The sequence below is a fragment of the uncultured Aquimarina sp. genome (genome assembly GCF_947492405.1).
Taxonomy (GTDB): Bacteria; Bacteroidota; Bacteroidia; order Flavobacteriales; family Flavobacteriaceae; genus Aquimarina.
Genome location: NZ_CANLMP010000002.1, coordinates 407,719 through 421,284 on the forward strand (window position 1 = coordinate 407,719; position 13,566 = coordinate 421,284).

The 13,566-nt window shown below is 34.2% G+C and carries 11 protein-coding genes; all 11 read right to left on the bottom strand.

Going from position 1 to position 13,566, the window contains the following annotated elements; all coding sequences use genetic code 11:
- Window positions 1–5: 5 nt before the first annotated feature.
- Complete coding sequence (locus tag Q0829_RS08165) at window positions 6–1,724, bottom strand: sodium:solute symporter (RefSeq protein ID WP_298541685.1); 1,719 nt, start codon at window positions 1,722–1,724, stop codon at window positions 6–8.
- 197 nt (window positions 1,725–1,921) lie between these two features.
- On the bottom strand, window positions 1,922–2,845 hold the full coding sequence (gene queG, locus Q0829_RS08170) for a tRNA epoxyqueuosine(34) reductase QueG (protein WP_298541686.1): 924 nt from the start codon (window positions 2,843–2,845) through the stop codon (window positions 1,922–1,924).
- A 6-nt stretch (window positions 2,846–2,851) separates the two neighbouring features.
- Window positions 2,852–4,174, bottom strand: coding sequence for a cytochrome P450 (locus tag Q0829_RS08175; RefSeq protein WP_298541687.1), 1,323 nt, complete (start codon window positions 4,172–4,174; stop codon window positions 2,852–2,854).
- 23 nt (window positions 4,175–4,197) lie between these two features.
- The gene (ruvB, locus tag Q0829_RS08180) at window positions 4,198–5,220 is read right to left on the bottom strand and encodes a Holliday junction branch migration DNA helicase RuvB (protein ID WP_298541688.1); all 1,023 of its coding nucleotides are present in this window, start codon (window positions 5,218–5,220) and stop codon (window positions 4,198–4,200) included.
- Between the two features lie 162 nt (window positions 5,221–5,382).
- A complete protein-coding gene (locus Q0829_RS08185) occupies window positions 5,383–6,084 on the bottom strand; it encodes a hypothetical protein (protein WP_298541689.1) in 702 nt (233 codons plus the stop codon).
- Between the two features lie 171 nt (window positions 6,085–6,255).
- Window positions 6,256–8,076 carry a cbb3-type cytochrome c oxidase subunit I gene (locus tag Q0829_RS08190; RefSeq protein WP_298541690.1) on the bottom strand — a complete coding sequence of 607 codons (1,821 nt, stop codon included), beginning with the start codon at window positions 8,074–8,076 and terminating at the stop codon, window positions 6,256–6,258.
- Between the two features lie 52 nt (window positions 8,077–8,128).
- Window positions 8,129–9,205 carry a cytochrome c oxidase subunit II gene (locus Q0829_RS08195; RefSeq protein ID WP_298541691.1) on the bottom strand — a complete coding sequence of 359 codons (1,077 nt, stop codon included), beginning with the start codon at window positions 9,203–9,205 and terminating at the stop codon, window positions 8,129–8,131.
- Between the two features lie 33 nt (window positions 9,206–9,238).
- Window positions 9,239–10,585: a quinol:cytochrome C oxidoreductase gene (locus Q0829_RS08200; RefSeq protein ID WP_298541692.1), complete on the bottom strand. Its 1,347-nt coding sequence runs from the start codon at window positions 10,583–10,585 to the stop codon at window positions 9,239–9,241.
- Between the two features lie 39 nt (window positions 10,586–10,624).
- Window positions 10,625–11,272 carry a cytochrome c gene (locus Q0829_RS08205; protein WP_298541693.1) on the bottom strand — a complete coding sequence of 216 codons (648 nt, stop codon included), beginning with the start codon at window positions 11,270–11,272 and terminating at the stop codon, window positions 10,625–10,627.
- Window positions 11,273–11,277: 5 nt separating this feature from the next.
- The gene (locus Q0829_RS08210) at window positions 11,278–11,817 is read right to left on the bottom strand and encodes a DUF3341 domain-containing protein (protein WP_298541694.1); all 540 of its coding nucleotides are present in this window, start codon (window positions 11,815–11,817) and stop codon (window positions 11,278–11,280) included.
- A 4-nt stretch (window positions 11,818–11,821) separates the two neighbouring features.
- A complete protein-coding gene (nrfD, locus tag Q0829_RS08215; protein WP_298542778.1) occupies window positions 11,822–13,564 on the bottom strand; it encodes an NrfD/PsrC family molybdoenzyme membrane anchor subunit in 1,743 nt (580 codons plus the stop codon).
- Between the last annotated feature and the right edge of the window lie 2 nt (window positions 13,565–13,566).

Below are 13,566 nucleotides of genomic sequence, written 5' to 3' on the forward strand. Positions count from 1 at the left end.
TTATATTACCAGAAAAAACCAACTACAATAGCAGTTACAACCAAAAGAATTATAGATAAAATTCTATAGTTTTTATACCAAGGTAATCCGGTAAGGTCTTTCGATTCTTCTTTAAACATTTCTCTTTTGTATGTATATTCTTTGATTTGTTGTTCGGATTGAGGTTTGGTGGCCAAACTTACGATCATATGTAACACAACACATATTACGAACAGCCAAGTAGCTTTTGCTAAGAAATGTAATTCGTTTACGGCAGGAACCCAATCAAATGTCTGAGAAAGAATCATTAAAACCGCTAAAGAGAAACCTGTAAGTAAACTTACTATCGATCCATTTCCGTTAGCACGTTTCCAAAATAATCCAAGAACAAAGGTCGAAACAGCAGGCGGACAGGTATACGCAATTACCAATTGCAAGTACGTCCATAAAGAATCACTTACACTCTCAATAAACGGAACCCATGAAATTGCCAACACTACCAGAATTACTGTTGTAATTTGACCAACTCTTACTAGTTGTTTACTGTTAAGTTCAGGTTTAAGTTGTTTTACAAAATCCATGGTCACCAATGTGGAAGCAGAATTAAAAGTTGCTGAAACCGATGACATCATAGCCGCCATTAATCCAGCCACTACTAATCCTAATACTCCTACCGGCAATAATTGAAATAATAATACTGGATATGTAAGGTTTGGACAATCTGCAAGGTTATCACAAATAGTACCATCGGTTAATGCATAATTAAGACTTGTAATATCTAAAGTACTAAACAATAATAAAGCCAATACTCCCGGAACTACCATTATAAAAATAACTGGCAATTTAAGTAACCCGGCAAATAAAGCTCCCCAACGTCCGTGATTAAGATCCTTGGCTCCCAAAACACGTTGTACCATAAATTGATTATTTGCCCAAAAATAAAATCCAAGTAAAGGCACTCCTGTTAACAATCCCCACCAAGGCATGAATTCATCATTACCTGGCCTAACAAGACTAAATACCTCGTCTGAGTTAGCAGGGATATACTTCCCTTCAGCTAAACGATCTCCAAAATTCACTTCACCAGCAGATAACATTGTGTCTAGTTTAGCCATCATTCCTGACCATCCACCGCCTAATTGCTCAAAAGCAAAATAGGTTAATAAACAAGACCCGATGATCAATAAAATTGCTTGAATAACTTCTGTTTGGATTACAGAGTTTAACCCTCCTGGAATTGTATATGCAGCAGCAGCAACTGCTAATATTACTAAAATTAGCGTAGAATCCATTGAAGGAAACAACAATGTCAGCACTATTTTTCCAACATACAATCCTGCAGCAGTATCTACCAGAATATTACCAACTACTGTAATAAATGAAAAATAATAACGTGATCTTTTATCATATCTGCGTTCTAAGAATTCAGGCATTGTATACACTCCCGATCGAAGATAGAACGGAAGAAAGAAAATTGCGAAGAAAATTAATACAACAACCGCAAACCACTCATAATTATATACGTTAATATTAGTTTGATACGCATCTGAGGCAAGCCCCACTAAAGTAGAACTGGATATATTAGCAGAAAACAAAGCAATACCAACGATTGGCCAAGTCATTGTTCTTCCTCCTAAAAAATAATCTTCTGAACTTCCTCGTTTTGATTTGGAAATTCCATAGATAATAATCCCGATGAGATACACTACAATTACTGTAATGTCGATATAAGATAATTCATTCATGTGTGAAATATTTAATGCTTTGTATAATTTTCAGCTTCTTAGAATAAAGACGTGAGTTAAAATTAGTTAATTATTAAGCTAAAAAGCTGATGAATATACAAGTTTATCCTAAAATTATTAACGTTTTTATACCAAAAACAGTTAAAAACACCTATACAACCGTTTGTATTATGGAATCTTCAAAATAACAAAAGTTTTTATTTCAAAAACTTAATGTTTCGGCTTAACCCTGAAAACTTAGTCCGTTTTACGGCCGATTTTTGAAATACTTTGGAAAACACTTCTTGGGTAATTTCTTCCCAATCTTTTTTAGTCATTTCTAGTAGTTCTGGCTTTGGATTAAAAAGAGGCTCATTGTGAGATTTAGAAAAACGATTCCAGGGACAAACATCTTGACACACATCACAACCAAACATCCAGTTATCGAACTTTCCGCTATAATCAGAAGGGATTTCTTCTTTTAATTCAATAGTAAAATAAGAAATACACTTGCTTCCATCTACAACATAGGGATCTACAATCGCTTGCGTGGGGCAAGCATCTATACAAGCCGTACAGGTTCCACAATGATCAGTCACTGGAGTGTCATATTCCAACTCTAAATCTACAATCAACTCTGCTATGAAATAGTAAGACCCAACTTTTTGAGTTAATAGATTACTATTCTTGCCGATCCATCCTAATCCACTTTTTGCCGCCCAAGCTTTATCTAACACTGGAGCCGAGTCTACAAAAGCTCTTCCATTTACTTCTCCTATTGTTTCTGTAATAAATTCTTGAAGTTGTTTTAGCTTCTGCTTTATTACATGATGATAATCTTGACCATATGCATATTTAGAAATTTTAGGAGCATCTGGATCTTTTTGAGTTTCTGAAGGGAAATAATTGAGTAATAATGATATAACACTTTTAGAACCTTCTACCAACTTTGTTGGATCAAGGCGCTTGTCAAAATGGTTTTCCATATAAGACATTTGCCCCTGCATATTTTGGTTTAGCCACTTTTCTAAACGAGGTGCTTCTTCTTCTAAAAATTCAGCCTTACTAACTCCACAAGACAGAAAACCTAAGCGTTTTGCCTCGGATTTTATTAATTGGGTATGTAAAGCTATATTACCCACGAATCTTTACCTTTTTTCGAATTTTAACATTGCATTTACTGGCTTTAATGTAATCAAAGGCTCAATTTCTATTTGTGATATAGAAGTAGAAATTTTATATTTTCTAACCAGTTCACTAAGTGTATAAATCATTTCATACATCGCAAAATTACTACCTACACACATTCTTGGTCCTGCCCCAAAAGGAAAATACCAGTCAGAATACTTCTTTTTATTGTCAGAATGAAATCTATCTGGATTAAAAACAGCAGGGTTCTCCCAAAAACCTTTATTCCTATGTATTTCAAAAAACGAAATAAGAATAGTTGTTCCTTTTGGTAATTTAATATCCCCGTATTCGTCGTTTTCTATATTCACGCGATCAGAGAAATACGCTGGTGGATATAGACGCATTGCTTCTTCGATACACTGCGTGGTATATTTACTCTTCTGAAACTGTTCCATTAACGGCAACTCTTCTGAGTCAAATTCGCTAGCTTCCTTAAATACTTTATTTTGAATTTCGGGATGTAATGCCAATAAGCTTAAACAAAAAGATAATGCATTAGAAGTAGTTTCATGTCCAGCGACAAACAAAATCAATATTTCATCTATCAATCTTTCATTATCCATTGAACTACCATCTTCATATTTAGAGTTCAACAACATATCTAAGAGATCGTCATATGTATCTCTGGATTTTCGCCTTTCTTCAATGATATTGTCTAGTATATCACGAGCCTCTTGAGTTAACTGTAGTGTACTTTTAATCTGACCACTAAGATGAAACCACCATCTTTTATATGGCTGTCTAATTTCTTTAATTAATGATTTTTGTGCAGTTTCAGTTATGTGCTGTAATCTAGCCATAGTATTACCGGTGTCTGTATAACTGAATAATGATTTTGCTACCACCTTAAAAGCCAAATCATTCATTAAAGGATAAACATCCATTGAGTTATTTGGCTCTATTCTCGAGAGTTCTTCACAAATTGTTTCTCGAATTGTTTTTGCTATTACATCTATCTTCTTTTTATAAAATGCCGGTTGTATTAGCCTTCTTTGTCTTAACCAATGATCTCCATTAGATGTTAACAAACCGTTTCCTATGTATTTTCCCAGGTCTTTTGTCTGAAGAGGAGACTTATAATATTTTCGATGTTGATTCTGCAACATATGTTTTGCAAAACCAGCATCTCTGGTGAAGATAACTGAATTTCCAAATCCCAGGTTTACCTCGAACACATCTCCATGTTTTTCGAAGTTCTTATGATGAAATGGTAAAGGATTACTCAAAATGTTTTTAGCATTTTTGAGAACTTCAAAAAAGGAAACTTTAGGGATTGCCATACTTTTATTTTTACTGGACCGAATTAAAATAATCCTCCTTGGATTCCTCCTTTTATTCGCCCTAGATGTTTATAAGCTGCTTCTGTAACCTCTCTACCTCTAGGCGTACGCATAATAAATCCTTGTTGAATTAAAAAAGGTTCATATACTTCCTCAATTGTTTCTGCACTCTCACTAACAGCAGTAGCAATAGTAGTCAATCCAACTGGACCTCCTTTGAATTTATCAATCATAGTAGTTAGAATCTTATTATCCATCTCATCCAGACCGTGAGCATCCACATTAAGCGCTTTAAGAGCGAATTTAGAAATCTCTATATCAATCTTACCATTACCTTTAATCTGTGCAAAATCTCGCACTCTACGTAGTAAAGCATTAGCTATTCTTGGAGTTCCTCTGCTTCTTCCAGCTATTTCGATCGCCGCTTCCAAAGAAATAGGAACATTTAATATCTGTGCACTTCTCTCTACGATGGTAGCTAATAGTTCTGTAGTATAATATTGTAATCTAGACTGAATCCCAAAACGAGCCCGCATTGGTGCTGTTAACAAACCTGATCTGGTTGTTGCTCCAACTAACGTAAACGGATTCAAGTTAATCTGAACAGTTCGAGCATTTGGACCACTTTCAATCATAATATCAATCTTGTAGTCTTCCATAGCCGAATACAAGTATTCCTCTACGATTGGACTCAATCGATGAATTTCATCTATGAATAAAACATCTCTATCGTCAAGATTAGTTAATAACCCAGCTAAATCACCTGGTTTGTCTAAAACTGGTCCTGAAGTAACTTTAATCCCTACTCCTAACTCATTAGCAAGAATATGTGCCAATGTAGTTTTCCCTAACCCTGGAGGCCCATGAAATAGCGTATGATCTAGTGCCTCATCTCTTAAATTAGCAGCTTGAACAAAAATCTTTAGATTCTCAAGCACCTGATCCTGTCCAGCAAAATCCTCAAATGCCAGCGGTCTTAAAGCTTTTTCTATATCCAGATCTTCATTAGAATAGTTTTCGCTTGATGGATTCAGGTTTTCGTTCATAAAAGTCAATTTTCTATATTCCTTAACAAAGATAACATACTAACTGTGAAAAGTTATTTTGATTTAGTATCAAATTTTCCAAAGAAGTTTTCATTATTTTTTAAATCACCTTACTTTCTTAAGTATTCGAATAATTCCTGTTATAATTGACAACCTATTATACTAAATAAAGTTAGAGTCAATATTTTCTTCTATCGGCTCCGCACTTATTAAAAACTTTAAATAGAAAAGCATGGCAATAATATCCGCAGAATAGATAACTGCTTCAAAAATTGAATTACGGTAGTATAACTCTTGGATAGGCACCAAAGCATTTACCAAAATACAACTACTTGCTGCAATTAATAAATAATAAGAGTGCGTATAACGATTTCTTAAATAAATAATAAAGTTGCAACCCAAGAAATAAAACAATGAAACAATGATCATTATCCCGTAAACAATAGAACTCTCTAAATTGGGCATTGTTAGATTAAATATAGAAAAAGCAAGATATATAACCAACAATAAGCCGATCAGCACTGAAGGAGAGAACATTTCTTTATATCTAATATCCTTAAAAGATATAAAGGGCATCAAAAGGTAAGAGCTTACTAAATAATACGATGATAGCAACACACCTATATAATTAAAAAACCGATCAAAATCACTTAAGACAAAAACGTCATTTACCATAATAATTATGATAATTAAGGGATATAAAACATTAACTTTCTCTCTATTTTCGAAATAGATCCAAATTAATGTCAGAGATGAAATAGGTTTTATAAAAATCAGTTCTGTATTCCCAAAAAACAATCCACAAAAAAAGACTACTACTACAGTTACATAACAAAAGATATGTGCTAGGGAGAAGGAGTTCAATTTTTATAATTGTATTTATAATCTAAAATAAAACTAAAATTCAACTTAACAAATTACCAAGTACCATCTTTTAAATTATAAGCTAACTACTCACTTGAAGGTTTTTCATAAAAAAAACCTTTTCATAAAAACGAAAAGGTTCTATATATTTCTTTTTTCGAATAACTGCTTCTAATGATGCATTTCTTCCTCTCCCTCTTGTAACGGGGTAATCTGAGAAACATAATCTTGTCCAGCAATTACATATTCACCATCTTCATTCGTTTTACTATAGTCATAAGGCCATCTATACACGTGTGGTATTGCTCCAGGCCAATTACCATGCATATGCTCTACTGGAGTAGTCCACTCCATAGTATTTGACTTCCATGGATTTTGTACAGCCTTCTTACCGTAGAAGATAGAATGTATAAAATTATATAAGAAAACTAACTGAGCCGATGCTGTAATCAAAGCAAAAACAGTAATTAAGACATTCGTATCTGCTAAATCATCAAAATAAGGAAAAGCGCTATTTGTGTAATAACGGCGTGGTAATCCTGCCATACCAATAAAATGCATTGGGAAGAATACCCCATAAGCACCTATTGCTGTTACCCAGAAATGCACATATCCAAGATTCTTATTCATCATTTTACCATACATCTTAGGAAACCAATGATATACTCCGGCAAACAAACCATATAAAGCAGAGATACCCATTACCAAGTGAAAATGTGCAACTACAAAATATGTATCATGAACATTAATATCCAGCGTACTATCACCAAGAATAATTCCTGTAAGACCTCCTGTAATAAATGTAGATACCAATCCTATAGAAAATAACATTGCAGGATTGAGTTGGAGATTACCTTTCCAGAGTGTGGTTATATAATTAAATGCCTTTACTGCAGATGGTATTGCAATTAATAGCGTTGTAAACGTAAATACCGAACCTAAGAATGGATTCATTCCTGAAATAAACATATGGTGACCCCAAACAATTGTAGACAAAAATGCAATTGCTAAAATCGAAGCGACCATCGCTCTATACCCAAATATTGGTTTACGAGCATTTGTTGCTATAATCTCAGAAGTTATACCTAATGCTGGCAATAATACAATATATACTTCAGGGTGTCCTAAGAACCAGAATAAGTGTTCAAAAAGTACTGGCGATCCTCCTTGATTGTGTAATACCTCTCCAGCAATATAAATATCACTTAAATAGAATGAAGTTCCAAAGCCTCTATCCATAATAAGTAATAGTGCTGCAGATAATAATACCGGGAATGATACGATACCGATAATAGCTGTTACAAAGAATGCCCAAATAGTTAATGGCATACGTGTCATTGACATCCCTTTAGTACGTAAATTAATAACCGTTACTACATAGTTCAATGAACCTAACAACGATGAAGCAATAAAGATTGCCATAGACACTAACCATAACGTCATCCCTGTACCTGAACCACCAATAGCCTGTGGTAAAGCACTTAATGGAGGATAAATTGTCCATCCAGCAGATGCAGGTCCAGCCTCTGCAAAAAGAGACAATACCATAATTACACTACTTAAGAAAAACAACCAATATGAAATCATATTTAAGAAACCTGAGGCCATATCTCTTGCTCCAATCTGTAATGGAATTAAAAGGTTACTAAATGTACCACTTAAACCAGCTGTTAATACAAAGAAAACCATAATAGTACCATGTATTGTAACTAATGCTAAATACATTCCAGCATCCATTACACCATCTTCTCCGAACTTACCTAATAATACCTCAAAAATTGTAAATTTATGATCAGGCCATGCCAATTGCATTCTAAACAATAAAGACATCGCAATACCTATAATCCCCATAATTAAACCAGTAATCAAATACTGCTTGGAGATCATTTTATGATCCTGACTAAAAATATATTTAGTTATAAATGTCTCTTTATGATGATGTCCGTGATCGTGATCTTCTTCGTGACCATCTACGTGTGCTATTGCTGACATACAGTTATTCTTTTTAATAAAAATATAATATAATTTCTCTTTTTCTCTCTTCTTAATTACTTGCTTGAGCAGATAGTTGCTCCTTAAAAGTCTGTTGCGTTTTCAACCAAGCATTATAATCTTCTTCTGACTCAACAATGATTTTCATTTGCATATTGTAATGTGATTTTCCACAAATCTTATTACACAACAAATAATAATCAAATTCATAATTTTCTAAAGCCTCATCACCAGCTGCAACTAATTGTTTACTTTTTTCCTTTCGAATTTTATTTATAGTAGCAACTTTTTCTACCATAAACTCACTATTTTTCATCTCTTCAGAAGTCAAAATAGGCGTATATGAGAATTCAGTAATCATTCCTGGCACTACATTCATTTGTGCTCTAAAAAAAGGCATATATGCAGAATGTAAAACATCCTGAGAACGCATTTTGAAAATAACTTTTCTATTTACCGGTAAATGCAATTCATTTACAATCTTATCATCCATACCATAAGAATCAGATGCATCTAATCCTAAGGTATTAACTCCCTCAATAAAACGAACATTCGCCTTCCCCAATTCATTATCTTCTCCTGCATATCTTGCTCTCCAATCAAATTGATATGCATATAATTCAATAATTAATGGATCTCCTTCTTCTTCGTCGATATTCATAATATCTGTCCAAGTAAATAATCCATATATAATTAATCCCGCTAAAACAATAACTGGAATAATTGTCCAGATAAATTCTAACTTATCATTGTCTGCAAAAAACAATGCTTTATTGTTTTTATTACCTCTATACTTATAAGAAAAGAAATGTAATAATCCTTGTGTAATAAATTGTACAATAAATATTAAGATCATCGATATAATCATTAATCTATCATACTCAACACCGTGTTCTGAAGCAGATTCAGGAAGGAAAAATGTATGATATTGCACAAAGCAATATATAGTTAAAAGGTACATGAATATTACAAAAGCAAGCATTAACTTACCTTGTAAGTTATTATCCTTGTCGTTAGCTACTTGAGAGTTATCAACACCTTTAACTTGAGACAACTTCAATATTTTTGACATCTGCCATAAGGAGATTCCAATAAGCGCTATAACTACTATGGTTAAGAATACAGTCATTTTTTATCTATCTTCTTTTTTACGATCTAATTTTTAATAATGAAAGTGTTTACTTTCTTCTATATAAGGATTACCCTTTGCTAACAATGGGGCTTTAGTAAGTGCTTTAAATACTATAAATAAGAACAATCCTAAGAATAGTAACACAGCACTGATCTCCGTAATACCAATAAACCAGGACTCTCCTACCGTTGCAGGCATTACCATATTAAATATATCTACATAATGTCCACATAAGATAATAACACCAGCCATTACAACAAACCAATTGATACGTTTGTAATCACTATTCATTAATACCAATAATGGGAAAATAAAATTCATTACTACCATCCCAAAGAAAGGAAGTTTATAATCCTCTATACGTGTAATAAAATAAGTTACTTCTTCAGGAATATTGGAATACCAGATTAACATGAACTGAGAGAACCATAAATATGTCCAAAATATACTTACACCAAACATAAACTTGGCCAAATCATGGATATGACTATCATTTACAAACTCCATATATCCTTTTGACTTTAGGTATATTGTTATTAATGCAATAGTAGTAATACCTGAAACAAATAAACTTGCAAAAACATACCAGCCAAATAAAGTACTAAACCAGTGTGGATCAAAACTCATAATCCAATCCCAAGAAGCCATAGATTCCGTATATATAAAGAATACTAGGAATCCTGCTGCAATCTTAAAGCTTTTTTTATACCATTTATTACCTGTTGGATCTTCATCTTGCTTTCTAGAATACTTCACAGCAAAATGACGATAAAGCAACCATCCTCCTAAGAAAATTGCAGCTCGAATAATAAATCCTGTTCCATTTAACCAACCTGATTTACCTTGAATCAATTTATCATGAGCCACCACTTCTGGATCCGCCCATACGAATAAATGATTTATATGAAAACCTGATAAAGCAAGTATTACGAAAAGTATAATTCCACCAGGAACCAAATACGCTGTAATAGCTTCCATTACTCTAAATAAAACCGGAGACCACCCTGCTTGCGAAGCAAATTGAATTGCATAAAAAGCTAACACGCCTAATGCAATCATAAAAAAGAAAAATGCTGCTACATATAATGCTGCCCAGGGCTTATTTTGTAATTGATGTAACAAATGTTTATAATGCTCATCTCCACCATGTGCATCTTCTTTTCCATGAGTTTCTGTACCATGATTTTCATTTGCGTGATCACCACTTGTTGCTTTTGCATCACCATGGCCTCCTCCATGAGCATCGTGGGCTGCCATCTCTTTTTTTACATCTTCGATAGTACTAGGAGCTGATAGAAAACCATAAGTAAGCCCTAAAGCGCCTATAACCACGAGGATGATAGAAAATAATCTTAATTTACTTGATAGCGTATACATATTTATATAATATCGTTATTCTTAACTTTTACTAGTGCACTAGTGTGCGTTATCATGATTTTCTTCTGTTGCTTGGTGTGGAGTTTCCTCTACTTTTGCTGCTACTACATCAGAATCAATACGGGGTGTTTTACCTTCTAAATCTGCCTTCAGTTTTTGTACATACTGAACAATCTGCCAACGTTCGTGTTCGCTTGTTTGAGAAGCATAAGATCCCATTGAGTTAATACCATAGTACATTACGTGATAAATACTACCTTCCGTAATTGCTCTACCAATATCATCATAACTAGGAACACCTAAAATCTTTTCCCTTTGTACTAATGTTCCTTTACCATCTCCTTTACCTCCGTGACAAATAGCACAGTAAATATCATATAAAGCTTTTCCAGCTTCCTCGTTCTCCTTAGTGTAGCGTATTGCATTCTTTAAAGAATCCTTAGCCAGTTGGTAACCTTCTGTAGAATTTTTGTAATCATATGGCATCCAACCTCTCGGAATAGAACCTTCTACAGGCAACATAGCTTCCTGACCTCCTGGAAAAACTCCGTATTGACCATAAGTTTCATAACCTACTGGCGCATACATATTAGGCATATATTGATAATTAGGCTTTGTATCTTTTTTACAAGAAACAATACTGATCATCATTATTGCTACTACTATTATATTTATACTATTCTTCATTATTACTAATGGTTATCTTCTTGCTTATCTATTACTTTAATCTCTACCGCACCTGTATTACTTAAGAAACTTGTCATGGCATCCACATCGTGATGACCTGCATCAACTTCCATTAAGAAATGGTCATCAGTAGTTCTTACATCAGGATTTTCAGCTTCTTTAAAAGGCCACAATTTACTTCTCATATAAAAAGTAATTACCATTAAATGCGCTGCAAAGAAAACTGTAAGTTCGAACATAATTGGAACAAAAGCCGGCATATTCTCGATATAACTAAAACTTGGTTTTCCACCAATGTTTTGAGGCCAATCTTCAATCATGATGTAATTCATCATAGTGATTGCTACCGTAAGCCCAACACATCCATACATAAATGCAGTGATAGCCAACTTTGTTGGAGCTAATCCCATTGCTTTATCAAGACCGTGAACAGGAAAAGGAGTGTAAACCTCTTCTATATGATAATGTTCCGCACGTACTTGCTTTACAGCGTCCATTAGGACATCATCATCTGTATATAATGCATGTATAACTTTAGATGCCATACTTCTAGTTGTTTTTTAATTTTTCAGCTTGTCCTGCCCAATCATCGCGTTGTGCTCTTCCTGGGAAAGATCCTGTGATACTATCTAATAAATTATATTCAGTCTCGGTCATTCTGCTTACCTGATCAAAGGTGAATATCCCGATTTCGTTTAATTTCTTTTCCATTACCGGACCAATACCATTTACTTTCTTAAGGTCATCCGCAGTTTGTGTATCCGCGTCAAAAGTACCTAAGTTTCCTAGTAGATTGTTTATATCATCCTGACTAGCCTCTTCAGTTGGAGCAGGAGTTTCAGTATCTACTGATATTTCTTCTGTAGTAACTTGAGTCTTCACTTTAGGTAATTCATCCCTATGATCTATACCAGCTTCTCTAAGTTTTTTATATTTCTCTCCTGATGATTTTAAAATTGTTTTCACCTCCGCTTGTGCAATTACAGGGAACGTACGGGCATATAACAAAAACAATACAAAGAAGAATCCTATCGTTCCTATAAATATTCCAATATCAACAAATGTTGGCGAGAACATTGTCCAAGATGATGGCAGATAATCTCTATGAAGTGAAGTCACAATAATTACAAATCGCTCAAACCACATTCCAATGTTTACAACAATAGAAATTATGAAAGAGAACATTATACTTCTTCTTAGTTTAGGGAACCACATAAACTGTGGTGAGAATACATTACAAGACATCATTGCCCAGTATGCCCACCAGTAAGGCCCAGTTGCTCTATTTAAGAATGCATATTGTTCGTACTCTACTCCAGAGTACCAAGCAACAAACAGTTCGGTTATATACGCTACACCAACTATAGAACCGGTAATCATAATTACAATGTTCATTAATTCTATATGCTGTATAGTAATATAATTTTCGAGGTTAGATACCTTTCTCATAATAATAAGAAGTGTATTTACCATTGCAAATCCTGAGAAGATCGCACCTGCCACGAAATAAGGAGGGAAAATCGTGGTATGCCATCCAGGAATAACCGAGGTAGCAAAGTCAAAGGATACAATTGTATGCACAGAAAGTACTAGTGGAGTTGCTAAACCTGCAAGTACTAAAGACACTTCTTCAAAACGTTGCCAGTCTTTTGCTCTACCACTCCATCCAAATGAAAGGATACTATATATTTTTTTATTGAAAGGTGTAATTGCACGGTCTCTGATCATTGCAAAATCAGGTAACAAACCAGTCCACCAAAATACTAATGACACCGAGAGATAGGTCGAAATTGCGAATACATCCCAAAGTAATGGGGAGTTAAAGTTTACCCATAAAGACCCAAACTGATTCGGAATAGGCAATACCCAATACGCTAACCAAGGACGTCCCATATGTATGATTGGAAATAAACCTGCTTGAATAACCGAAAATATAGTCATTGCTTCTGCAGATCTGTTAATCGCCATTCTCCATTTTTGACGGAATAATAATAGTACCGCTGAAATTAAAGTTCCAGCGTGACCTATACCTACCCACCAAACGAAGTTGGTAATATCCCAGGCCCATCCTACTGTTTTATTTAATCCCCAGGTTCCAATACCTGTAGACACTGTGTAAATTATACAACCTATTCCCCAAAGGAAAGCAATAAGAGCGATAGAAAACACAATCCACCAAGATTTATTTGCTTTACCTTCAACTGGTGCAGCAACATCCACAGTTACATCGTGGTACGTTTTATCGCCAGTTACTAAAGGTTTTCTTATAGGTGCTTCGTAATGAGACATAATCC

Excerpts from the sequence above, each read along its gene's own strand:
- Q0829_RS08210 (WP_298541694.1), bottom strand. The coding sequence starts at position 11,817 with ATGGCATCTAAAGTTATACATGCATTATATACAGATGATGATGTCCTA.
- Q0829_RS08205 (WP_298541693.1), bottom strand. The coding sequence starts at position 11,272 with ATGAAGAATAGTATAAATATAATAGTAGTAGCAATAATGATGATCAGT.
- Q0829_RS08165 (WP_298541685.1), bottom strand. The coding sequence starts at position 1,724 with ATGAATGAATTATCTTATATCGACATTACAGTAATTGTAGTGTATCTC.
- Q0829_RS08175 (WP_298541687.1), bottom strand. The coding sequence starts at position 4,174 with ATGGCAATCCCTAAAGTTTCCTTTTTTGAAGTTCTCAAAAATGCTAAA.
- Q0829_RS08190 (WP_298541690.1), bottom strand. The coding sequence starts at position 8,076 with ATGTCAGCAATAGCACACGTAGATGGTCACGAAGAAGATCACGATCAC.
- Q0829_RS08195 (WP_298541691.1), bottom strand. The coding sequence starts at position 9,205 with ATGACTGTATTCTTAACCATAGTAGTTATAGCGCTTATTGGAATCTCC.
- Q0829_RS08200 (WP_298541692.1), bottom strand. The coding sequence starts at position 10,585 with ATGTATACGCTATCAAGTAAATTAAGATTATTTTCTATCATCCTCGTG.
- ruvB (WP_298541688.1), bottom strand. The coding sequence starts at position 5,220 with ATGAACGAAAACCTGAATCCATCAAGCGAAAACTATTCTAATGAAGAT.